This window comes from Paenibacillus sp. SN-8-1 (assembly GCF_050995535.1).
In the GTDB taxonomy this organism is placed as follows: domain Bacteria; phylum Bacillota; class Bacilli; order Paenibacillales; family Paenibacillaceae; genus Fontibacillus.
In genome coordinates this window covers 1,039,272-1,063,561 of the sequence record NZ_CP194782.1, presented here as the reverse complement: position 1 = coordinate 1,063,561, position 24,290 = coordinate 1,039,272, and the positions used below count along the sequence as shown (strand labels likewise).

Sequence of the window (24,290 nt, the reverse complement as noted above, 5' to 3'; positions counted from 1 at the left end):
TATGAATCTTTACCCGCCACCAGACTCTGATTACAGAACTTCAGCCCATTCCCTAGCTGCACCAAGGGAATGGGCTGTTTTACTGTCCCCACTCACGAAAGTCCGCTCGAAAGCTCCAGTATTTGAATAATGGATCACGGCTGCTCATGGGCTGGAAAAGGGAACAATAAAAAGCAAGAGGCCCAACCTCTGGATTACCAGGATTGAACCTCTCTCAGAACTCTATGTATTGATCTTCTTCGCTGTTATGTGATGTAGAATATTAAGCTTGTTCTCTAAGCCCTGAATTCTCTATTTTCTAAGACCTGAATTAGATGAACCCATCTTCTCGCTCAAAATATCTTTGAAGCTTCTGGAGTTATCATTCATATTATCTTTCTTCTGTATGTTCATGTTCTGAGGTCTATAAGGTTGATAATAGTTGTAGGCCATGGCTTGGTGTACATTTAGATTCACAATAGTTCCTCCTAACTTGATTATCGGGACAGACTGTAGGACCGGTTCGCCCTCATCTTTATCCATAAATAACTTAATTTTGTTACTACAATACCCGAAATCGATATAACGTAAACATCTTTTACAATAATAGGGAGTAAAGGGCTAGGAATTATGGCCATAAAATAAAAGAATTGTGACCTGCGGGATATCATCTGCGAAAAAAGGGCTAGGATCATCATTCCGTAGTTTAGGACCCTGTTTTATTTGAAAGCGCTTAATTTTGAGGACCATAGACTTAACAGGAATTAGGCGAATAGTCAGTGAAAATAATCGCTAAGTATATCTCGTCACAGAAGGAATATGACGAAAATTGTCGAATAATTCTGTATAACTATATTTCAAGTCAGAATAGAGGAATGTTATGAAAATTCGAAACAAACTGTTGTTGGCTTTTACCGTAATGATTGCTCTTCTTATCTCGATCTCCGCACTTTCCTTCTATCAAATGAAGCGGTCACAAGGGGTCGAGCAGGAGGCCTCCCATGATGCCAATTTCAGATACTCTCTGAAAGCACTTCAGTACAGTCTAACCGGGATATCCAACGACGAACGCGCTTATTTATTGAATGGAGATAAGCAATTCCCTGAAGAAATGGCTGTCAAACGTAAGAAGGTTCAGGAACTCTTCATTTCACTTAAGGCCAAGCCGGGTCACGATGACTCTTATCTGAAGGTCCTTGCTGAACTAGAACAGGATTACAATACTTATGCTGAAGCAAGCCAGCGCGTTCTATCCAGCATGAGTGCGGGAAAGTCTGCTGAAGCCGTGAATATCCATTTCAATGAAGAACGCCAAACCCGCAAACAATTAGAGTCAGCCCTTAACCAGGTTACCGATAAAATCGATAAAGAGACCGCTGAAGAGAACTTTTCAAGGCAGACAGAGAACCAGCAGCAGGAATTGCTGCTATTTATAATATGTGCAGCTGCCGTGATTATTGCCTGGGTAATCGCTTGGCAAGTCGCGCGCTCCATCACCAAGCCCCTTAAAGTTATCAACCGCCAGATGAAAGAAATTGCAGAGGGTCACGGTGATTTGAGCCGTGAGATTCAGCTGCGATCAAAAGATGAACTGGCTGATATGGCAGGTTCTTATAATGAAATGATCCGCAATCTGCGTTCGATTCTTATTCAAGCCAAAGACACAGCTATTCAGGTTGCTGCTTCCTCGGAGCAATTAACCGCAAGCGCGGAGCATACGACCAAGGCAACGGAGCATATCGTGGAATCCACTCAGCAGATCGTAACCAGCGCCGATCAAGAACAGGCTCATGTAAGCATGGCCGTACAGGGTATTCAGCGAATCTCTGAAGGAATTCAGATTGTCAAAGACAGTAACCAGCAGGTATCCGAACTGTCTGCCTCCTCACTCGAGGCCTCAACCCAAGGAGCCTCTGCCATTCAGGACATTCTGATCGAGATGCAGGATATTCAGACAACGGTCCAGGAAGCGGCATCCGTTATTCAATCGCTGGGTGAACGGTCTCAGCAAATTAACAGCATCACAAGCATGATCACAGAACTCGCTAACCGGACAAATATATTGTCACTTAATGCAGGGATTGAGGCAGCACGAGCAGGCGAACAAGGACGGGGCTTCGCGATAGTGGCCGGGGAAGTTCGGCAATTGGCCAGACAGTCTCAGGAATTCGCTCAGCAAATTAATGAACTTATTCAAGGTATAGTCTCTGAGACAGACACAGCCGTAATTGCCATGCATACAGGTACCGAAAAAGTTACACGGGGACTCACCAAAACGATTGAGATGGGCAGCAGGTTCCAAATGATCGAGACCCAGGCGGCTGAAGTATCTGCCCAAGTGGATCAGACTTCAGAGACAATCCAGACTCTCTCCTCGGGAAGTCAGCGGTTAGTCAGCTTCATGGAGGAGGTCTCCAAATCCAGTGAAGAGGTCGTGGCTACCAGTCAGAACAATTCAGCCTCCACCGAAGAACAGCTGGCAAGTATGGAGGAGATTGCTTCTTCCGCACATGAACTTTCAAGACTTGCAGATGATCTGCATAGGGTCCTTTCCCGGTTCAAACTGAATTAATATTCCTATATCTGAACAGCAAAGAGAGCATGAATCCCCAAGGATCCATGCTCTCTTTCATTTAATTTATTCAGTTACAATATCATGTACTAGCACGGGAGCTTCAGCATGATCCGCAATTCGGATATTAGCATAGATTAATTCAATGACCTCATCCACTTGTTCCCGATTTGCATGAATCGTAACCAGAGACTCTCCTGCTTTAACCTGATCTCCGATCTTTTTGTTAAGCATTAAGCCCACAGCCAGATCAATTTCAGACTCTTTGGTTGCCCGGCCTGCGCCCAGGAGCATCGCCGCGGTACCAATTTCATCAGCTACGATCTCGGCTACAACTCCATCTGATTTGGCCGGAACCTCAATTAGATAATCCGCTTTCGGCAGCTTCTCAGGATGATCGACAATCGTGGCATCTCCGCCCTGATTCGTAACGAACTCTTTGAATTTCTCCAAGGCTTTCCCGTTCTTGATCACTTCCTTCAGCTTCTCCTCCGCTTCTTCCAGAGAAGAGGCCTTACCCGCCAGATAAACCATCTGACGACCAAGCGCCAAGCAGAGCTCTTCAAGATCTTTCGGCCCGTTCCCTTTCAAGGTGTCAATCGCTTCCTTCACTTCCAGGGAGTTCCCGATCGCGTAGCCCAGAGGCTGACTCATATCAGAGATAACTGCCATCGTTCTGCGGCCGACATTGTTCCCTATGCTGACCATGGCATGGGCGAGTGCCTTGGCGTCTTCAGCTGTTTTCATAAATGCGCCTGCTCCAGTCTTCACATCAAGCACGATGGCATCCGAGCCCGCTGCGATCTTCTTGCTCATAATGGAGCTTGCGATCAGCGGAATTGAGTCAACCGTAGCGGTAACATCCCGCAGCGCATACAGCTTCTTGTCCGCAGGCGTGATGTTGCCGGTCTGTCCAATTACAGCAATCTTGTGATCATTCACGAGATTCGTGAATTCTTCCTTCGTGATCTCCACATGAAAGCCCTTAATGGCTTCGAGCTTATCAATCGTTCCTCCGGTATGTCCAAGCCCGCGGCCAGACATCTTGGCTACCGGAATATCCAAAGCTGCAACCAAGGGAGCGAGCACAAGTGTTGTGGTATCGCCAACACCGCCGGTAGAGTGCTTATCTACCTTCACACCTTCAATGGCAGACAAGTCAATCGTCTCACCGGAGTTCACCATCGCCATAGTCAGATCAGCACGTTCACGGTCATTCATATCCTTGAAGAAAATCGCCATAGCCAGCGCACTGACTTGATAATCGGGAATTTCGCCTTTGGTGTAACCTTCGATAATGAAGTTAATCTCTTCTGTTGTCAGTTCTTTGCCGTCACGCTTCTTCTCGATTAAATCCACCATTCTCATTACTTACACACTCCTCACTTGATCTCGCAAGCGCTGCACTGAAAGCCTAAGCCTATAGTGTAATTGCCGTATCCAAGGCTACTTCAAGCATCTCATTGAATGTAGTCTGGCGTTCTTCCGATGTAGTCTCTTCGCCTGTCAAGAGATGGTCACTTACAGTAAGAATCGTCAATGCATTCACACCAAATTTAGCAGCGAGCGTATAGAGTGCCGTAGTCTCCATCTCCACAGCCAGAACTCCATAATCCATCAGCTTCTGAGTGATAGATTTGTCATCCCGGTAGAACATATCGGAACTGAAGATGTTGCCGACATGAAGCTGAAGTCCCTTTTCCACCGCACGGTCATAAGCTGCTTTGAGCAGTGGGAAGCTTGCAACCGGCGCGAAGTCAAATCCGCCGAATACATGGCGGTTCATACTGGAATCCGTAGAAGATGCCTGGGCAAGAATGACATCACGCACACGGATATTTTGCTGCATAGCACCGCAGGTCCCCACACGAATCAGATTCTTGACCCCGTACTCGCTGATCAATTCATTCACATATATGCTTATGGATGGAACGCCCATACCGGTACCCTGAACGGAGATCCGTTTGCCTTTATAGGTTCCGGTGAACCCAAGCATACCGCGGACCTGATTGTAGCAGGTAACATCCTCAAGGTACGTATCTGCGATATACTTGGCACGAAGCGGATCGCCCGGAAGTAGAATTGTCTCGGCGACATCGCCTTTTTGTGCGTTAATGTGAACACTCATGTGTGAATCCTCCTAAGTAAAATAGTCTAAATAAGATGACCAAATAATCATTTCAAATCAGCCAGGAAGCTGGTTCCATGCTCCGGGAGCTTAACCCCAAAGTTCTCGGCCACAGTTGCACCGATATCGGCGAAGGTGCTGCGCAGCGGAAGCTCATGTCCTCCATTAAATTTCGGTGAGTAGACCAGCAGCGGCACATATTCACGTGTATGATCGGTTCCCCTGTATGTTGGATCATTCCCATGGTCTGCGGTAATGATCAGCAGATCCTCTTCGGTCAGCTTCGCAAATACTTCCGGCAATCTTGCGTCGTAATCTTCGAGCGCCTTCGCATAGCCTTCCGGGTCGCGGCGGTGTCCGTACAGCGCGTCGAAGTCAACCAGATTGAGGAAGCTGATTCCTGTGAACGGCTCGTCCAGCACTTCCACGAGCTTATCCATGCCGTCCATATTGGAGACGGTCCGAACTGCTTTCGTTACTCCTTCTCCATCGTAAATATCAGAAATTTTACCAAGAGCAATCACGTCCAGACCCGCATCCTTAAGCTCATTCATCGTCGTGCGGCCAAATGGTTTGAGCGCATAATCATGACGGTTCGCAGTACGGGTGAACTTCCCGGGCTCACCTATGAACGGGCGGGCAATGATCCGGCCCAGCATATAAGGATCATCCAAAGTGATTTCACGGCAGAACTCACAAATCTCGTACAGCTCCTTAAGTGGAACAACATCCTCATGGGCCGCAATTTGGAGCACCGAATCTGCTGAAGTATAGACAATCAAGGCTCCTGTCTTCACGTGCTCTTCTCCAAGTTCGTCAATGATCTCCGTTCCACTGGCCGGCTTGTTCCCGATCACTTTACGTCCTGTCTTCTCTTCGATACGCTGAATCAATTCGTCCGGAAATCCATGCTCGAATACGCGGAACGGCGTGTCAATATACAGGCCCATGATCTCCCAGTGGCCTGTCATCGTATCTTTTCCGCTGGAGGCCTCCTGCATCTTCGTATAGTAAGCCAAAGGCTTGTCCGCTTTCGGTACACCTTTTATTTCCTTAATATTGGATAGGCCCAGCTTAGCCATATTGGGCATCGTCAGGCCCCCTACCGCCTCAGCGATATGTCCGAAGGTATCCACATCATAGTCATCGAACTTCGCCGCATCCGGCGCTTCTCCAATTCCCACCGAGTCCATAACGAGTACGTGAATTCTTTTAAATTCAGCCATGTTAACGGCTCCTCTCACCTTGTGTCTTAAATGAACAACCCTGCAACCGTTGCCGACAGTACACTTACCAACGTTGCTCCGTATAGCAGTTTCAGGCCAAACCGGGCAACCACATTACCCTGCTTCTCATGCAGCCCTTTTACAGCTCCAGCAATAATACCTATAGAAGAGAAGTTGGCGAAAGAAACCAGGAATACGGACACAATGCCCACAGTATGTGCGGACAACGCCGTATGCTTGCCCAAATCCAGCATGGCTACGAACTCATTCGAGACCATCTTGGTTGCCATAATGCTTCCTGCTTCAACCGCTTCCTTCCAGGGTACACCCATCACAAAGGCAAACGGCGCAAAAACATAACCTAACAGCTGCTGGAACGAGATGCCGAAGATCCCGCTGAAAATGCCATTAACAAGGGCAATCAAAGCTACGAATCCAATCAGCATCGCAGCAACGGTAATGGCCACTTTGAAGCCATCCATAATATATTCGCCCAGCATTTCGAAGAACGATTGCTTCTCCTCTTCCCGTACTTCAAGTATATCCTCTTCTTTAGTTACTGTATAAGGGTTAAGAATCGATGCGATAATGAATCCGCCGAACAAGTTAAGCACCAGTGCTGTAACCACATACTTCGGGTTAATCATCGTCATATACGCACCTACGATAGACATGGATACTGTAGACATGGCAGAGGCACATAATGTGTACAGACGGTGCTTCGGAAGCTTTCCGATCTGTTTTTTCACAGAAATGAACACCTCAGATTGTCCCAAAATGGCCGAGGCCACAGCGTTGTAGGATTCCAGTTTACCCATTCCATTTACTTTACTCAATATAAGGCCAATGTATTTAATGACAAAAGGCAGAACTTTGGCATACTGAAGGATCCCGATAAGTGCCGAAATAAAAATAATAGGCAGCAGAACCGACAGGAAAAAAGGAGCTTGTCCTTCGTTCGCTAATCCCCCGAATACGAAATTCACACCTTCTGAAGCATAGCTCAGCAAATGATCAAATACAGATGCGAATCCCTGGATCATAAACTCGCCAATTCCTGTATTTAGCAGCAAAAATGCTAGTATCGCTTGCAGCACGATCATTAGAATAATCGGCCTGTATCGTATATTCTTCCGGTCGTTACTGCCCAAGTAGGTTAATGCAAAAACGACGAGTAAGCCCAGCATAGCAATTGCATATTTCATGATGTCTGCTCCTAATTCTGTATAGTAATTTCCAGCTGTCTCTTAAGCGTTTTCACTTTAATCAAAAAAGAACAACCCCGAAGGATTAGTTCTTCTTATCCATATCTTCTGCTTGAAAAGCTCCCGGAAGGAGGCGATCCATCGTCCATTCTTCCGTATTCCCCTGAAGGTTCGTCAAATAGATCTTCGTATCCTTGTCGCAAAATTCAGCCATGACTTGGCGGCAGGCTCCGCAAGGAGATACCGGGCCCTCTGTGTCGGCTACGACTGCAATCGCTTCGATTCTGCGGCTCCCTTCGGATACTGCCTTAAATATGGCTGTCCGCTCGGCGCAATTGGTCAGGCCAAACGAAGCATTCTCGATATTGCAGCCCCGGTAGACTTGGCCTCCGCTTAGCACGGCCGCGCCTACCTGAAACTTCGAGTAAGGGACATAAGCCGTCTTTCGTGCCTCAGTAGCTTCTTGAATCAGCTGATCTTTCATGGATTGTCCTCCTTCACCTGGGTTTTGGCAGTAAATTAATATGAAGACGTAGATTGTCCGCCCTCCATAATTTTGACACCTGAGCTTGCACCGATTCGGGTAGCTCCGGCTTCTACCATTTTGGTCATGTCTTCAAGACTGCGTACGCCCCCAGATGCCTTAACTCCCATCTGATCACCCACGGTACGGCGCATTAATGCAACATCCTCCGGTGTTGCTCCACCAGTAGAGAAGCCTGTTGAGGTCTTGACGAAGTCGGCCCCGGCCTCAGCCGCAAGCTGGGACGCCCGTACTTTCTCCTCATCTGTCAGCAGACAGGTCTCAATAATTACTTTAACCAAAGCCTTTCCTGCTGCAGCATCCACGACCGCTTTGATATCCTGCTTCACAAGCTCGTGATTGCCATCTTTAAGCGCTCCGATGTTAATGACCATGTCTACTTCACCTGCGCCATTCTGGATGGCATTAGCAGCTTCGAAAGCTTTAACTTCTGAAGTATTAGCTCCCAGCGGAAACCCGATTACCGTACATACCTTAACAGGAGTGCCCGCAAGCTGCTCCGCACAATACGCTACCCAAGTTGGATTGACACACACGGAGGCGAACTCGTATTTCTTTGCTTCCTCGGTCAGCTTGGTAATTTCTGCTTTTGTGGCATCTGCGCGCAAAAGGGTATGGTCGATCAACGCTGCTACATTCATATCGTCAGTCTCCTTTGTGGAAAATTATCTCATTAATTGTTCTTGTCGCTAAACCATCATTCCATAGCTATATTAGCACGGCATTGAACATATGTAAACGTTATTATGAAATTATGTTCAATACCTCATTCTCTTTATTATTAACCTAAAAACGAAAAAAAATCTGCCGTAAACTACGGCAGACTGTTCATAATAACAACGATTGTGCGGTGAACTGATCCGTCACCAGAATATTGGCATACCGGCCGGTAAGGGCGGCCCGAATGGCTTCAATCTTACGATGTCCGCCAGCGACCAGAATCGACTTCTCTTTACGCCGAAGGTCCGTAAGGTCAATACCGACCGTACGCTGATTAATTGCCTCACTAATAATATGACCGTCCGTATCGAAGAACCTGGAGCAGATATCTCCAACTCCTTTGGATTCAAGCAGCTGCTGTTCTTCTTGATTGAAATAGCCAAGCCTGAACAAAAGTGCGTCCTCCTTCACAGTTCCCACTGTGAAGATGGCAATATTGGCCTGCCTGCCCAGTTCAATGATCCGCTGGATATGCCTGTCTTCTTCGACCATCTGCTTCACGGCAGTATTGTCAAAGATAACGGGAAGAGGCAAATACCGGGCAGCCGTATGAAATGCCTCGGCGAATAAATTGACGGTCTCGACCGCGAACGTATTCACATGGGAATGACTGACGCCGCCTTTTAGCTGCACCACCTCTACCCCCCTGACTTGCTTGGGCTGCAGGTTCTGAGCAACCTGGTACATCGTTGTTCCCCATGTTACGCCGATAATATCTTTATCCTGAACGATCTCATGAAGATATTCGGCTGCCTTCTTGCTGATCTGCTTCTGTATCTCCTGATACTCATTTAAGGGAGAATAGCTTACAAGCACGAGTTCCAGATTGTATTTCTTCTTAAGCCGGTCCCCTAACACATCCATATCCTCCAGGGGGTCAACAATATCGATCCGGACATATCCCTGATCCTTCGCATACTGGAGCAGCCTCGAAATCGTCGGACGGGAGACGCCAAGCCTTGTGGCAATATCCTGCTGACTGTAATCAGAGAGATAATAGAGCCTGGCGGCCTCGATACTCAACCTTTGCTTCTCATCTTCCATGGGTCTCCCTCCCTCTGCATTATTCTATGTAAGACCGCACTTAAATTTTTTGCATTTGTACGGTTGTAGCTACGGGGAATGCTTGGACTTCCGGCCGCTGTTGTCCCCAGATTTTTTTATATTATACCGAAGTACGGTTACAATCCGGAGACAAAGGTGTTCGCGTTCGCTCCTACAGTTCCAAGCTTCCCCTCCGTTACTTCTTCCCATATATTATTTTTAAGTGCATTATATTTAATCATTCTATTATAATCGAAATGCTGATGATTAGAGAAGAGCTGCTGCCCTTCCCCTACATAAGATGCCTGCCAGAGAATTTAAGTTGCACGTGGATCTTAGATTGACCTTAGAAAAGCGGCAAACTCCCTGCCTGCTGCCGTAATAGGTCTGTCTTTTCGGTAGACCAATGTAATCTGCGGATCCGGGACCGTGTTGCCTGGCAAAGGAGCTGTTCGAACTCCAGCGTGTTCATCCAGTGACAATAGCCCCCTCTTCGTATAGAAAGAGATTCCGATCCGTGACTGAACGGCCAGCTTCACCGCTTCGGGGGAGTCCATTATGGCGGAGTTCCACAGATTCACTTGATTCGCCGCTGCCCAACGCTCTGAGAAACCACGAATAAACGACCCTCCCGCATGCTGAATGAAGCGCTCCTGTGCAATCTGGTTCACTTCGATCTTCTTCAGTGCCGCGAAAGAATGCTCAGCCGGATAAATAAGCACAATCTCGTCATTCTCAAGAACCTCACACTCCAGGTTATCCTCGATTAAAGTTTGATTCGTATGCATCACCGCCAGATCAATATCTGCTTGTTGAAGCATCCTCATAATCTCATCATCGGCTCTGATCTTGATGTCCAGATGAATACCGGGAAATTGACGCATGAACCGCCCCGCTAACGCCGGGAGATAATAATTGCCTGGCATGAGCCCTGCGCCTATTCTCAGTGTTCCGCGTTCCAGGGTATCAAAATCCGCAACAACATTTATTGCTTCGTCTGTTAAAGAAGTAATTCTCTGCGCATAATACAGCAGCGCTCTACCAGCCTCCGTCAATATGACGCGTCCGCGGCGGGTGTCAAAGATCGCGGTACCCAGCTCCTCCTCCAGACTTTTCATATGAAAAGTTACGGTCGGCTGCTTGAGTCCCAGCGCCACGGCAACGTCAGAAATTTTCTTATATTTCTCTATTAAAACGACAATTTTCAACTTTACAATGTTCATACAATGACTCCCTCCCTGCCCCCATCATACCCAGTTAATTAGATAAAATCTATGAATATATCAGTTTTTTATTTTACTTTTTATCATTCAATTTACAAAGTTATGAATTTGGAATAATGAATGGGCCCTATACTTTTAAGAGTCGAGAACAAAATTCGACCAAATAAAAAAACAATTAGGGGAGATTACAAACAATGAAATTAAAGAAGCTGCTCCTTTTGACTCTTACGCTTGCTTTTGCAGTATCACTTGCAGCATGTGGTAACAAAGACAATACGTCAGGTTCAACTACTACAGACAATAACAATGCTGGTACAGCTGAAACAACTACACTTAGCGGATCTATTCTTGCTTCAGGTTCTACAGCACTTCAACCGCTCGTTGAACAGGTAGGTAAGAAATTCATGGATAAAAATTCGGGCGTATCCGTTCAGGTTCAAGGCGGAGGCAGTGGTACAGGACTTACTCAAGTATCAGGCGGACAGGTTCAAATTGGTAACTCTGACGTCTTCGCTTCCGAGAAAATGAAAGATGCTGCCGCAGCGAAGGAACTGGTTGACCATCAAGTAGCCGTAGTTGCAATTGCAGCAGTTGTTAATCCTGAGGTTGGCGTAACTAACCTTACCAAACAGCAATTGGTTGACATCTTCACAGGCAAGATCACGAACTGGAAGGATGTTCAAGGTAAAGATCAAGCGATCGTAATCGTGAACAGACCAAGCAGCTCCGGTACTCGTGCAACTTTCGAGAAATTCGCTTTGGGTACGAAGACTGAAGACTTGAAAGGCTCTATCCAAGAAGATTCATCAGGTACAGTTAAGAAGCTTGTTACTGAGACTCCAGGAGCTATCGGATACCTTGCTCTTTCTTACCTGGATGACAAAGTGAAAGCTGTTCAATATGAAGGTGTAGATGCAACAGTTGACAACGTGATCTCTGGTAAATATCCGGTATGGGCTTACGAGCACATGTACACTAAAGGTGAGCCGGATGCTACTACAAAAGCATTCCTCGATTACTTCATGACTGACGAGGTTCAAAACGGCGACGTGGTTGAGCTTGGTTACATCCCTGCGAACAAAATGCAAGTAAAGCGTGATGAAGCGGGTAACGTAACGAAGTAACATCAAGTACTCGGCAGCTCACGATTTATACCAAGAGGCGGAAGAATAAACTTCTGCCTCTATTTTCGATTTAGAAAGGAAAGAAGGACCTAATGAAATCTAACCAAGATACCCCGCTTCTGCTGCGCAAGCATCGTACAGAGGAGTGGATCGGGCGAGGATATACAACCATATGTGTGCTCTTCCTCATCGTTATCATTATTTCCATAGTTTATTTTGTAGCTACCAAAGGTATCTCCACCTTCGCCATCAATAGCGTAAGTCTATCCGACTTCTTGTTCGGAACTACCTGGAGCCCGGATGATAACCATTTCGGTGCACTGCCGTTCATTTACGGATCTTTCCTGACTTCTCTCCTCGCTGCGGTAATCGCAAGTCCGCTGAGCGTGTGCGCCGCCTTGTTCATGACCGAGATCGTTCCTTCCTGGGGCAAAAAGTTATTGCAGCCTGTTATCGAGCTGCTCGCCGGAATTCCATCCGTCGTATATGGATTCATCGGACTTAGTATCCTGGTCCCTTTCATGCGTAATACATTCCCGGGCCAAGGTATCGGTGTGGCTGCAGGGGCTATCGTTCTGTCTATTATGATTCTTCCTACCATCACCAGTATTGCTACAGATGCGCTCAGCGCTCTGCCCCGTAATCTGAAGGAAGCTTCTTACGGACTTGGAGCCACCCGCTGGCAGACGATCTACGGAGTAATTATTCCTACGGTTCTTCCCTCAATTCTGACCGGGGTTGTTCTGGGTATGGCCCGGGCTTTCGGCGAGGCCCTTGCGGTACAGATGGTCATCGGGAACGCTCCGCATATCCCGACCTCATTGTTCGAATCGGCTTCAACCCTGACCAGTGTGATCACGCTGAATATGAGTAATACCGTTATGGGTTCCGTTCAGAACAACGCGCTTTGGAGCATGGCCATGATATTAATGCTGATGACCTTCGTCTTTGTCTTTGTCGTAAGGCTTCTCGAAAGGAGACATAAACTTTGAAACCGAAAGCCGCCGATAAACTTGCTACTGGCATAATCGTATTCTTCGCCCTCTTGATTGTAGCCGTGCTCCTGGGCATGCTGGGCTTTATTCTATTTAGAGGACTCAGTCATATCAGCTGGGACTTCTTAACTTCCGAACCGCAGACGATCCGTGAGGGTGGCGGAATTGGTCCTCAGCTCTTTAATTCCTTATACCTGCTTATTCTGACCATGATTATTACAATTCCACTCGGTCTTGGAGCCGGAATCTATATGGCTGAATATGCGAAGCCGAACAAGCTGACAGACGCAATCCGCCTTATTGTCGAGGTGCTATCCTCCTTCCCTTCCATCGTGGTGGGTCTGTTCGGTCTCCTCGTTGTCGTTCAGCAGTTCGACTTCGGGTTCTCGCTGTTCTCCGGCGCCATCGTGCTTACGATCTTTAATATGCCTTTGATGGTGCGTGTAACGGAGCAAGCTTTCCGCAGCGTACCCAAGGAACAGAAGGAAGCCGGCCTTGCCATGGGCTTGTCCAAATGGAAGATCATCACCTCCATCCTGTTCCCGGTGGCACTGCCGATCATCGTAACCGGCACCATTCTGGCGGCTGGCCGGGTGTTCGGCGAAGCTGCCGCCCTGCTCTTCACAGCAGGGATGACCACGCCGCATATTAATTTCAGCGACTGGAACCCGCTGCATCATAATTCGCCGCTGAACCCGTTCCGTCCGGCTGAAACGCTGGCGGTACACATCTGGAAAGTCAACAGTGAAGGACTTGCGCCAGATGCCGCGCAGATTGCTGCAGGCGCATCCGCAGTCCTGGTCATTCTGGTCCTGATCTTCAACCTGCTGGCCCGCTGGCTGGGTAGAGCGCTGTACCGAAAATTCACATCGATCAAATGATAAATGATAAGGAAGAGGAGAACGGCTCATGACGGACACCTTACGTACTGAAAATCTTAAAGTCTATTATGGAGAACATGAGGCGGTAAAAGGCATTGACATGACCTTCGCCGAGCAAAGTGTAACGGCTTTGATCGGACCTTCCGGCTGCGGCAAATCCACGTTCCTCCGTTCACTCAACCGGATGAATGATGAAATTCCCGATTCTCGTCAGACCGGGAACATCTGGATCGGAGATAAGGACATCAATTCGTCCGAGACCGATGTAACCGTGCTGCGCCAAAAGATTGGCATGGTATGGCAGCGTCCTAACCCTTTTTATAAGTCCATTTATGAGAACATTGCCTTTGGCCCCAAATATCATGGAATCAAGAACCGGAAGCAGCTTGATCAGATCGTAGAAGATAGTCTTCGCAAAGCTGCTCTCTGGGATGAGGTCAAGGACCGCCTGCATACATCTGCACTATCCCTTTCCGGAGGCCAACAGCAGAGATTATGTATTGCCCGGGCCCTTTCGGTTAATCCGGACATCCTGTTACTGGATGAGCCCGCCTCTGCCCTTGATCCAATCTCGACTTCCAAGATTGAGGAGCTGATCGGCGAGCTGAAGAAGTCACTGACCATCGTCATCGTGACCCATAACATGCAGCAGGCTGCGCGGGTCTCTGATTTCACCGCCTATTTCTACCTTGGAAATCTGATGGAATATAACGAGACAAGCATTATCTTCACCAATCCGTCCAAGCCGAATACACAGGAATATATATCCGGACGATTTGGCTAATCCGGAAGGCAAGTAAATAGAAGCAGGCTGCGGTTCATTAGACCGACAGCCTGCTTTTTTGATTTGCTAAACCAAAATTGCCTATTGAAAAACTAATGGTATTAGTTATAATAAAACTAATGATATTAGTTTAGGTTCGAAAGGAGATCATGCCATGAGCTTTATACTGTTTCTGCTTTTGTTCACCTGTCTTTGCGGTTATCTCGATTCCCGTCTTGGCAGACTTAAGAATAAGGGGGAGAAGCTATGTTAGCCGGACACTTCGGTCTCGCAGCAGCTGTGAAGGCTAAGGTGCCAGAGGTTCCTCTTTGGGCTCTTATGCTGTCCACCCAGCTGATTGACGTCATCTTTGTCCCCTTATACGTCAGTGATATCGAGACCGTAGTCAAGACAGGAGTTGGCTATGGGAATCAAGTGATTCACGCGGAATACTCTCACTCCCTGCTCAGTGTTCTGATACTTGCCGTCTTGACTGGCCTTCTGGCCAGAAAGTTCTGGGGGAAGCGTGGAGGCTTTACGGTTGGCGCCGTAGTGTTCAGCCACTGGCTTCTTGATCTGCTCGTGCATCGTCCTGATCTGCCGATTCTGCCAGGCAATCTTGGCAATCTTCCCCTGCTTGGACTGGGTCTCTGGCGCAGCAGTACCTTCTCCATGACTGCAGAGCTGCTTCTCATTGCTGCCGGAAGCTTCATGTATTTACGATATGCTGTCTCAGGTACATCGGGGAGCACAAGACTTCTTGCCCGCCGCTCTGGTGTCATACTGGCCGTGCTTATGCTTCTGTGTCTGGCTTCCGACGTGCTGAACATAGGATAACCGCATGTATTGTGCCAATCAAAAAAAAGCGTAAGCGGATATCCGCTTACGCTTTAGGTTCAACCTGCCTCGGAACCAGTTTATAAATCTCCCCGCTCTCCAGCGTGTCAATTAACCGGTCAAGCCACAAGTAATACTCCGAAGCTTCCTTCATCTTCCTCTGATCCTCGGTCAGAACACGCTTCACCGCTGCTTCCTCAGCCTCGGCAATCCACTTGTCCATTTCCTGAATGGAACGTCTGAGCACATTCAGATTCGTCTCTACAGCTTTACGCCATTTAATGGCGAAGAAATCATTGAAAGTCTGATACCAATCGTACTCCACTTCATACAGGTCCTTGCGGGAGCCTTTTTCCCATACTTTATTAACCATCTTAAGATCCAGCAGCGTACGGACTCCTGTACTCATACTGGTCTTGCTCATCTTCATCTCCTGTCCCATCTCATCCAGTGTCATCGGCTTGTCCGCAAAAAACAGCAGACCGTACAGATGTCCGGTAGACAGGGTTATTCCATATAAGTCCATATTTCTTCCTATTGCTTCAATCACTCGCTTGCGGACCTTCAGAAGAGCCGCTTGCTCCTGCTCATTAAGCTGTTCCAAGCCCATGCTTGCAGCCTCCTATTTAACCTCTTTTACATTTATGTATCTTATCTTAGAAAAAGCATGTCTAAATGTAAAGAAATGACTTGGATAGCATTTAGGAGTTAGCGTGAGCATTTGGCGCATAAATTATGTACAGTATTTTCTGTACGTACTGTATGTACGGATATAGAAGTTGATTAAATGGAATTTTTTTTGATAGACTAAGACCTACAGAAATAAAGGGGTGAGCTTGTTTGGAAAATACAATTCTTGAAGTGCGGAATGTCAGCAAATTGTTTGGGCCAAATGCTGCCCAAGGCATTCAGCTGTTAGAGAAAGGGCATACCAAAGAACAGCTGGCCCGCGAGAAACAAATTACGGTCGGGGTTAACCGCGTAAGTCTGGATATCCGCCAAGGTGAGATATTCGTCATTATGGGCCTGTCAGGCAGTGGCAAATCTACACTTGTCCGCATGCTGAACCGTCTGATTGAGCCTTCTTCGGGAGAAATTCTGATTCACGGGAAAGATTTGCGCAAGATGAATAAAGCGCAGCTTCGTGAAGTCAGACGCAAAAATATTAGCATGGTATTTCAGAAGTTTGCATTATTCCCACACCGCACGGTGCTTGAAAATGTAGAATACGGAATGGAAATACAGCAGATCAGCAAAGAAGAGCGCCGGGTCAAAGCAGAGGATGCACTCGAGCTTGTTGGTCTGAAAGGCTGGGGCCCAAAGATGCCTGATGAGCTCAGTGGCGGCATGCAGCAGAGGGTAGGTCTTGCGCGTGCACTGGCGAACGATCCCGATATTCTACTGATGGATGAGGCATTCAGCGCGCTCGATCCGCTCATCCGCAGAGATATGCAGGACGAACTGCTTGAGCTTCAGGAACGGATGAAGAAGACCATTGTCTTCATTACCCATGACCTGGACGAAGCTCTGCGCATTGGGGACCGCATTGCGCTCATGAAGGATGGCGCGCTTGTTCAGCTGGGCACGCCGGAAGAAATGCTGACCCAGCCTGCTAACCGCTATGTTGAACGGTTCATCGAGGATGTTGATTTATCCAAGGTGCTTACAGCTTCCCACGTGATGATACGCCCAGAGACCGTGACACTGGACAGAGGTCCTCGTGTTGCACTGCAGCTTATGCGTGAACGAGGGATCTCCAATCTGTTCGTCATTGACCGCGGCAAGCGACTTCTTGGTGTAATTACGGCCGAAGATGCCTCTACAGCGCTTAAATCAGGAATGGGGCTTTCCGAAATTCTGATTAAAGATGGGCCTGAGGTTAGTCCAGATACACTCCTTGGCGATTTATTTGAAGTTACAAGCTCTGCCAAGGTCCCACTGGCTGTCGTGGATGAGAATCATCGCCTGCTTGGCGTGATTGTACGCGGCGCGGTGCTTGGGGCACTTGCTGGAGATACCAAGGTCCTTGGAGGTGAAGCCTAATGTTACCCAAACTGCCGCTGGCTGATTGGATCGAAGCGCTTGTGAGCTGGATGGGCTCACATCTCGGAGGTCTTTTTGATGCCATAGCTTTAATTATTGAGCATGTTGTTGGCTTCTTCTCGGGTCTGTTCCTGCTGCCGCATCCTCTGCTGTTCATTGCAATACTGGGTATTCTGGCTTTCGCAATTGGCCGTCTACCATTAACCTTATTTACAGTCATCGGTTTTCTGCTGATTGAGAATTTAGGGTACTGGACACAGACGATGAACACGCTGGGCCTTGTTATCACCTCAGGGCTTATCTCAATCCTGCTGGGTATTCCCCTCGGGATCTGGAGCGCATACAGCAGAACCACACACCGCATTGTCTCGCCTATTCTCGACTTTATGCAGACCATGCCCGCGTTCGTCTATTTGCTGCCGGCTGTCACCTTCTTCAGTCTGGGTGTTGTGCCGGGCGTTATTGCTTCGGTAATTTTCGCAATACCGCCAACGATTCGAATGACCTATCTGGGCATTAAGCAGGTATCCGCTGAGCTGACTGAGGCAGCCGAAGCCTTCGGTTCTACCACTTGGCAGAAACTCATCAAGGCGGATCTGCCGCTGGCCATGCCTACGATGATGGCCGGTATTAATCAGACGATCATGCTGTCCTTGTCGATGGTCGTCATTGCATCCATGATCGGGGCGCAGGGGATCGGAGCCGAGGTCTACCGGGCTGTTGCCCAGCTCAAGATCGGCCAAGGCTTTGAAGCTGGCCTTGCCGTTGTGGTTCTGGCCATTGTGCTCGACAGATTCTCACAGAATCTGTTCAAGAGGGGCCGCCGCAAAGCAGCATTGTTGCAAAAACAGCCACGCCGCCGCCTCGTATTCGCTTCTGCCTTACTGGCTACCCTGATTGTGGGTGGCATTGCCCAGTATTTGCTTCTGCCTTCTGGGACATCAGCTGACGCTAACCAAGGAGGCGCCGTTGCAAGCAAGTTCCATAATCAGATCATCGGGATTGATCCCGGTTCAGGGATTATGAAATCAACTGCCAAGGCGATTCAAGACTATAAGCTGGACAGCTGGGAGCTGGTTGAGGGCTCAAGTACCGCGATGACGGCAATGCTGGATAAAGCAATTAAGAATAAAGAGCCGATCATAGTTACTGGATGGACACCGCACTGGATGTTCACCAAGTATGATCTTAAGTACTTGGATGATCCTAAGAAGACCTATGGTGAATCCGAGGAGATTCACACCATTGCCCGGAAGGGACTGAAGCAGGATCAACCCACTGCTTATGCATTTCTGGACCGGTTCAAGTGGACATCCGATGAGATGGGAGAAATTATGGCTGCCATTCAAGGCGGACAAAGTCCTGAAGAAGCAGCGAAGAATTGGGCCACGAAGCATCCGGACCGGGTACAAGAATGGACCAAGGGGCTTGCCAAGGTGAATGGCCAGAAGCTCAAGCTAAGCTATGTGGCTTGGGATTCAGAAATTGCAAGCACCAATCTCCTTCAGTATATTCTTCACGAGGAACTCGGCTATGACGTAACTTCTCTTCAAGTAGAAGCTGGCCCAATGTGGACTGGAGTCGCCAGTGGAGATGTGGATGCCACGGCCTCAGCCTGGCTTCCGTTAACTCATGCGGATTATTGGAATAAGTACAAAGACCAAGTGGAGGATCTTGGTCCAAATATGACCGGCGTCCGTACAGGACTTGTCGTGCCCGCCTATGTGGATATTTCCTCTATCGAGGATTTGAATAAATAAAATTATGCAGCGTACAGTAATCAGGCATCCCCTGTCCTTGAAAGGACGGGGGTTTCTTTTGTATATAAAGTCTTAGCCCCCTCAGATCTTAAGCCATTGTTCAATCAGGTTCTTGAAAGCCTTTAGTTGGAACGGCTTTGTGATATAGTCGGCAAAACCAGCCTGTATACCTTTCTCAATATCAGACTTTTGAGCAAATGAGCTCACTGCCAATACTGGAATATGACGAGTCTCCTCCCGGCTTCGAAGCTCCTCAAGGGCTTCGTAACCGTTCATACCGGGCAATTGGATGTCCATAAAGATGAGATCCGGCTGCCCTTGTATAGCGATCTCTATGCCTTCCTCCGCACTTGCAGCCCCGATAAGATGGGTATGCGGAATCTTTTTAAAGATATGACCCATTAGCGCCATATTCAGCTCATTATCCTCGACATACAGAATCGTATAACTGGGTGAATTCATTATCTTCACTCCTTATTAGTAAAGCCTACAGGTTAGTCAGAGGGAGAACAGGACACATGAAGAATAATTGGGACAAAAAGAGCGGACTAATGCAAAAAAAGCCAAAAAAAGAGTCCCTTCACTCCTTCTTTGGCTTATGTTCAGCTCATTCTCATGTCTGACCCATTACAACCCGTATGTAATTATTGAAAAGTGTATGCAATCACACTACGATCTCGTGAGAAATCCCAATCTACATAAATATCGGATAGTGTCTTGTTCAGGACCTCCGTGAAGCCAATCTCCTGATTCAAAAACCGCTTTTCCATCTTGCGCTTCGTAGTTTTAAGTATATTCTCATATCCCAAATCAAGAAGTTCCTTCTCAAGAATAATCAGAATACCTTCCCGAACCACAATTAAAGTCTTGGGGTTCAACCACCAGGAATCAATATGTACTGGCTCCTTCTGAACCATGCCGCTTACCTTGATGACATGGTCATGAACGCTCTTCTGCCCTCGATATGGCTCGGATTTCTCACTGTGCAGATCGAATAATCCGACAATCATCCCCGATGCGTTATGAAGACCCCAGTCGTAATATAATTCCTCTGTCTCGAGCGCTAGTTCAGTCTTCAGATAGGCAGATAGCTCAGGAAGCAGCGACTTCATGAGAAGCTCCCTTGTGTATCTAAGGGCCTGCTCCTCTTCTTTATCCAGCAAGAACTGCTCCACTGGACTAATGAAATTACGGATATGTATCGCGATTCCGCGCTCTCCTATAGATACGTTAACAGATTCAGGGCCTTTGCCGAATCGGTTTCTAAGCAGCTTTCCGGTAAAGCTGGAAATTTGGGTATTTTTTTCCTTTAACGTTACCATTCTACCACACCTCCTTTAAATACTAAATGAATAAACTTAAATTAGATATTAATAGATTGCCCTTTGCTTGGTCAATTGGTATTAATATACCCGGACAAGGAGCTGTAGACTCGGATTATTATATGTAAAAAACTACAGTCTTTCTTCCGATATATATATTGATTCATAGTGATTATAGATCTTTGGAACGCTTCGGCAGCAAGAGGATATTATCAATCAACTATAGAGTACATTCATCAAAGGAGCACACCATGAAGAAGCAAAACTTGAAACACAAATCCATATCCGTCCTTTCCACCGCGGTACTGCTCGGAGCACTGGCTCCACATGCCTCAGCAGCTACAACCTTGACTGATATTCCAAATAACTATGCCAAACAGGCCATTCTTGAACTGGTCGAAAAGGGCATTATGAACGGAACGGGTAACGGTAAATTCAACCCCACAAGTAATATTAGCAGGCAGGATTTTGCCATTGTGCTCGCCAGATCTCTCAACCTTGATCTTAGCAACCCGCCAGCTACAGCTACTTTCAAAGACGTTCCTAAAGACCATTATGCTTATGCTGCGGTAGAAGCTGCTGTAAAAGCTGGCCTTGTTAAAGGTACCGGCGGCGGACAGTTTGGAACAGGTCAAAACCTGACCCGCGAGCAAATGGCCGTTATTTTTGTTAACGCCCTGGGTGTTGATAGTACAGGTAAAGGCAGAGATCTGACATTCTCTGACGCTTCATCCATTGCCAGCTGGGCTAAAGATTCTGTTGCCACGGCTGTCGAGTTCGGATTAATGAACGGGAACCCAGATGGAACCTTCAACCCTTCTAATAGTGCAAGCCGTCAGGATTTAGCTCTCGTCGCATCCAAGTTCTTGACTGAAAAAGTAAAGGTGGATGAGCAGCACAAAGCAGAGCAGGAATCCAACAAGCCGACTCCTCCGGTAGAGACGAAGCCTCCTGTTGTTACGCCGACACCGACACCACCTGTTATAGTGACGCCTGTACCGACACCGGAGCAGCCGGATACTACTCCTCTTTTACAAGGTGTACAAATTACAAACTTAACTAATGAAACCTACTACAAGCAGGATGTAACGCCATACTCCACTCATTCGGACGTTAAGAAAGTCGAACTCTGGAAAGCAGCATATGGACTTTTTGGAAGGTCACAAGAGGAATTAAAAGTTGAAAATTATACCTTGGGGACTAAGCTTTCCGAAGAAGCTTCTTATCACCTAAAGGTTACTGATAATCAGGATCATGTTGTAGAGACTTGGTTTAGCATTGATAAAACAGCCCCTAGTATCTTTGGAGACATTTATCAATCCCAAAATATCGATGGAAATACAAATGCATATGATCAGGGAGATAACATTGTTATCGCCTTCAATCGTTCGATTCAGAAATTTGATAGTACTGATATTAATAATGCAGCAGCTTCGGAGACTTTGCCTGAGATATTCCCAGGTCTATCTGTTCAGGCGATTGAGGAGGCAGTGAGAGAGAAGTCATTAGATTATACTTTAGGTGACGGAGCGTATTTGATCACTCAAAACCCTATGGGTACCATTAACCATGTACCTTATGGAAATATATTCAAGCTAGTACTCGGTGCAGGTGCTAATATTCCTGCAGCAGGGCTAACGATTACCTTGGATCCAAATAAAATTGTTGGCCCATCAGGATTAAAGCCCGCGGGTCCTTTCACGATCACAATTCCTGCAATCCCTGTTGCTCCGATAAGTGAGAATAATGCTCCATCCGTCTCAAATGTTAAGATCACCGGAGTTAATGAAGTAGGTAAGACGTTAACTGGTTCCTATGACTTTAGTGATCAGGACCTTGGCGATCTTGAAGGAGAAACAACTTACAAATGGTATAGAGTGGATAATGATGGGGTTAGTAATCAAGAGGAAATAGTAGGTGCCACTGCTAAGACCTATACGCTCACTGCTGAGGATAGTGGACACAAAATTATTTTTGAAGTTACGCCAGTTGACTCAAGAGGAAAAGCAGGCTCACCTTTACAAGGCTTAACAGGTACTGATGTAACAGACCCTGCTCCAACTATTAGTGACCTGAATGACATCGGCTTGAGTGCAAATACACCTGATACTCAGCTTTACCTGAACCAATCTATTACACCTACCTCAACAGACAGTGATATTGAGAATGTCAAATTGTCGAGAACTACGGATACGGGCCTCGACTATTATAATCATACGTATGGTACGGAGGTTACTGGTTATAAACTCGGTGACATCATAACTGAAGATGGATCATACGAGCTCGCTGTTACGGATAAAGCAGGTCAGACCACCAAATCCTATTTCACAATAGATACCCTTGTACCGGCATTATCCATTGAGGAGCCTGTTACACAAGAGCAAACAGGAGGAACTAGCAGTTCGATTTACGATTCTGGTGATTCGATATCAATAAATTTCAATGATCCTATTAAGAAGTATACAGTCATGGAAGATTCAGAAATTGAAAACTTGGATACAGATAATGTCTTTACAATGGATCAGCTTGAGAGTGCGCTCAATTCGGTCGATCCTTCCTACACATTTGGAGAGGGAGCTACGCTCATGGCTACTTCAACGAATGGACTCTATATTGGCGATGGCTCATATGATAAGGAGTTTCAAATTATTCTAGGTGACAATGCGAACATTCCAGCAGCTGGAGTTCCTTTAACTCTACCGGCTTCTATCATCACGGGACCGACTGGTGTACCTGCGGCTGGGTCTATCTCAATCGTTATTCCTGCAATCCCTGTTGCTCCAGTAAGTGAGAACAATGCTCCCTCAGTCTCAAATGTTAAGATTACGGGAGTTAACGAAGCAGGCAAGACGCTAACCGGTTCCTATGACTTTAGTGATGAGGACTTTGGCGATCTTGAAGGAGAAACAACTTACAAATGGTATAGAGTGGATAACGATGGGACTAGTAATCAAGAGGAAATTGTAGGCGCTACTGATAAGACCTATACGCTCACTGCAGCTGATAGCGGGCATAAAATTATTTTTGAAGTTACGCCAGTTGACTCAAGAGGAAAAGCAGGCTCATCCTCGGAAGGCTTAACAGATACTGATGTAACAGATCCAGCTCCAACCATTAGTGACCTGAATGACATCGGCTTGAGTGCAAATACACCTGATACTCAGCTTTACCTGAACCAATCAGTTACACCTACTTCACCAGATAGTGATATTATGAATGTCAAATTATCGAAAACTGATACAGGCCTCAACTATTATAATGATACTTATGGTGTGGAAGTTACTGATTATAATCTCGGTGACAGCATAAATGAGGATGGATCATACGAGCTCTCTGTTACGGATAAAGGTGGGCAGACAACCAAATCCTATTTCACAATTGATACTATTGTGCCTGCCTTATCCACTGAGGAGCCTGTTACACAACAGCAATCAGGAGATAACAATTCGAGTTACGATTATAATGATTCGATATGGATTACTTTCAATGATCCTATTAAGAAATTCACATTGTTGGATGACTCAGGAATCGAAGGCTTGAATACCGATAATGTTTTAACAATAGATCAGCTTGAGACTGCACTTAAGTCAGTTGATCCTACCTATACGTTTGGTCAGGACGCAATGCTGATGATTACTTCATCGGAGTCAATCTATATTGGCGATAGCTCATATGCCAGCGGCTTCCAAATCATTCTAGGTGACAATCCACATGTCCCTGCAGCTGGAGTTACTTTAACTCTTCCGGCCTCTATCATCTCGGGACCAACTGGTATACATCCAGCAGGGGATATCTCGATCACGATTCCTGCTATACCTGGTGGATCTAACGAGGGACCTGCTATTCCCGGTGGAGACATCTAGAGTACACACTTCTCTATGAAAAGGATGAATCTGCAAGCAGTATAAAGCTTGCGGGTTCATC

At 46.9% G+C, this 24,290-nt stretch carries 21 protein-coding genes; 9 read left to right on the top strand and 12 right to left on the bottom strand.

Translation table 11 applies throughout. The features are described 5' to 3' along the window. Positions 1 to 291 precede the first annotated feature (291 nt). Positions 292 to 456: a hypothetical protein gene (locus tag ACRRNK_RS04985; RefSeq protein ID WP_433945701.1), complete on the bottom strand. Its 165-nt coding sequence runs from the start codon at positions 454 to 456 to the stop codon at positions 292 to 294. 403 nt (positions 457 to 859) lie between these two features. On the opposite strand from ACRRNK_RS04985, the gene ACRRNK_RS04980 reads away from it, so the two are divergent. Next, positions 860 to 2,551, top strand: a complete 1,692-nt coding sequence (locus ACRRNK_RS04980) for a methyl-accepting chemotaxis protein (RefSeq protein ID WP_433945700.1) — start codon at positions 860 to 862, stop codon at positions 2,549 to 2,551. Between the two features lie 66 nt (positions 2,552 to 2,617). Here ACRRNK_RS04980 and ACRRNK_RS04975 read toward each other — a convergent pair whose 3' ends face one another. From ACRRNK_RS04975 to ACRRNK_RS04940, 8 genes are all read right to left on the bottom strand, one after another. Further along, a complete protein-coding gene (locus ACRRNK_RS04975; protein WP_433945699.1) occupies positions 2,618 to 3,919 on the bottom strand; it encodes a pyrimidine-nucleoside phosphorylase in 1,302 nt (433 codons plus the stop codon). A 52-nt stretch (positions 3,920 to 3,971) separates the two neighbouring features. Further along, the gene (deoD, locus tag ACRRNK_RS04970; RefSeq protein WP_433945698.1) at positions 3,972 to 4,679 is read right to left on the bottom strand and encodes a purine-nucleoside phosphorylase; all 708 of its coding nucleotides are present in this window, start codon (positions 4,677 to 4,679) and stop codon (positions 3,972 to 3,974) included. A 47-nt stretch (positions 4,680 to 4,726) separates the two neighbouring features. Then, on the bottom strand, positions 4,727 to 5,905 hold the full coding sequence (gene deoB, locus ACRRNK_RS04965; protein WP_433945697.1) for a phosphopentomutase: 1,179 nt from the start codon (positions 5,903 to 5,905) through the stop codon (positions 4,727 to 4,729). 26 nt (positions 5,906 to 5,931) lie between these two features. Further along, positions 5,932 to 7,110, bottom strand: a complete 1,179-nt coding sequence (locus ACRRNK_RS04960) for a NupC/NupG family nucleoside CNT transporter (RefSeq protein ID WP_433945696.1) — start codon at positions 7,108 to 7,110, stop codon at positions 5,932 to 5,934. 85 nt (positions 7,111 to 7,195) lie between these two features. After that, positions 7,196 to 7,594 (bottom strand): cytidine deaminase, encoded by a 399-nt coding sequence (locus ACRRNK_RS04955; RefSeq protein ID WP_433945695.1) that lies wholly within the window; start codon positions 7,592 to 7,594, stop codon positions 7,196 to 7,198. Between the two features lie 35 nt (positions 7,595 to 7,629). Then, entirely contained in the window at positions 7,630 to 8,295 is a 666-nt protein-coding gene (gene deoC, locus ACRRNK_RS04950; protein ID WP_433945694.1) for a deoxyribose-phosphate aldolase, read from the bottom strand. Positions 8,296 to 8,482: 187 nt separating this feature from the next. Continuing rightward, positions 8,483 to 9,418 (bottom strand): sugar-binding transcriptional regulator, encoded by a 936-nt coding sequence (locus tag ACRRNK_RS04945; RefSeq protein WP_433945693.1) that lies wholly within the window; start codon positions 9,416 to 9,418, stop codon positions 8,483 to 8,485. A 335-nt stretch (positions 9,419 to 9,753) separates the two neighbouring features. Next, complete coding sequence (locus ACRRNK_RS04940) at positions 9,754 to 10,641, bottom strand: LysR substrate-binding domain-containing protein (RefSeq protein WP_433945692.1); 888 nt, start codon at positions 10,639 to 10,641, stop codon at positions 9,754 to 9,756. Between the two features lie 194 nt (positions 10,642 to 10,835). Between ACRRNK_RS04940 and ACRRNK_RS04935 the strand changes: the two genes are divergently transcribed. The 5 genes from ACRRNK_RS04935 to ACRRNK_RS04915 all read left to right on the top strand — a co-directional run bounded on the left by ACRRNK_RS04935 (position 10,836) and on the right by ACRRNK_RS04915 (position 15,241). Then, positions 10,836 to 11,765, top strand: a complete 930-nt coding sequence (locus tag ACRRNK_RS04935; protein ID WP_433945691.1) for a phosphate ABC transporter substrate-binding protein — start codon at positions 10,836 to 10,838, stop codon at positions 11,763 to 11,765. 92 nt (positions 11,766 to 11,857) lie between these two features. Further along, positions 11,858 to 12,757 carry a phosphate ABC transporter permease subunit PstC gene (gene pstC, locus ACRRNK_RS04930; RefSeq protein ID WP_433945690.1) on the top strand — a complete coding sequence of 300 codons (900 nt, stop codon included), beginning with the start codon at positions 11,858 to 11,860 and terminating at the stop codon, positions 12,755 to 12,757. After that, positions 12,754 to 13,641: a phosphate ABC transporter permease PstA gene (gene pstA / locus ACRRNK_RS04925; RefSeq protein ID WP_127199569.1), complete on the top strand. Its 888-nt coding sequence runs from the start codon at positions 12,754 to 12,756 to the stop codon at positions 13,639 to 13,641. Before pstC ends, pstA begins: the two co-directional genes overlap by 4 nt. A gap of 28 nt (positions 13,642 to 13,669) precedes the next feature. Continuing rightward, complete coding sequence (pstB, locus tag ACRRNK_RS04920) at positions 13,670 to 14,425, top strand: phosphate ABC transporter ATP-binding protein PstB (RefSeq protein WP_433945689.1); 756 nt, start codon at positions 13,670 to 13,672, stop codon at positions 14,423 to 14,425. 246 nt (positions 14,426 to 14,671) lie between these two features. Then, a complete protein-coding gene (locus tag ACRRNK_RS04915; protein ID WP_433945688.1) occupies positions 14,672 to 15,241 on the top strand; it encodes a permease in 570 nt (189 codons plus the stop codon). A gap of 46 nt (positions 15,242 to 15,287) precedes the next feature. On the opposite strand, the gene ACRRNK_RS04910 is transcribed toward ACRRNK_RS04915, so the two are convergent. Further along, entirely contained in the window at positions 15,288 to 15,851 is a 564-nt protein-coding gene (locus ACRRNK_RS04910) for a GbsR/MarR family transcriptional regulator (protein ID WP_433945687.1), read from the bottom strand. A gap of 230 nt (positions 15,852 to 16,081) precedes the next feature. On the opposite strand from ACRRNK_RS04910, the gene ACRRNK_RS04905 reads away from it, so the two are divergent. Then, on the top strand, positions 16,082 to 17,284 hold the full coding sequence (locus ACRRNK_RS04905; RefSeq protein WP_433945686.1) for a quaternary amine ABC transporter ATP-binding protein: 1,203 nt from the start codon (positions 16,082 to 16,084) through the stop codon (positions 17,282 to 17,284). Then, a complete protein-coding gene (locus tag ACRRNK_RS04900) occupies positions 17,284 to 19,044 on the top strand; it encodes a glycine betaine ABC transporter substrate-binding protein (protein WP_433945685.1) in 1,761 nt (586 codons plus the stop codon). Before ACRRNK_RS04905 ends, ACRRNK_RS04900 begins: the two co-directional genes overlap by 1 nt. Positions 19,045 to 19,125: 81 nt before the next feature. On the opposite strand, the gene ACRRNK_RS04895 is transcribed toward ACRRNK_RS04900, so the two are convergent. Both ACRRNK_RS04895 and ACRRNK_RS04890 read right to left on the bottom strand, forming a co-directional pair. Continuing rightward, a complete protein-coding gene (locus ACRRNK_RS04895; protein WP_433945684.1) occupies positions 19,126 to 19,506 on the bottom strand; it encodes a response regulator in 381 nt (126 codons plus the stop codon). Between the two features lie 182 nt (positions 19,507 to 19,688). After that, positions 19,689 to 20,366 (bottom strand): DUF2294 domain-containing protein, encoded by a 678-nt coding sequence (locus ACRRNK_RS04890; RefSeq protein WP_433945683.1) that lies wholly within the window; start codon positions 20,364 to 20,366, stop codon positions 19,689 to 19,691. Between the two features lie 251 nt (positions 20,367 to 20,617). Between ACRRNK_RS04890 and ACRRNK_RS04885 the strand changes: the two genes are divergently transcribed. Continuing rightward, entirely contained in the window at positions 20,618 to 24,229 is a 3,612-nt protein-coding gene (locus ACRRNK_RS04885) for an S-layer homology domain-containing protein (protein ID WP_433945682.1), read from the top strand. Positions 24,230 to 24,290 lie beyond the last annotated feature (61 nt).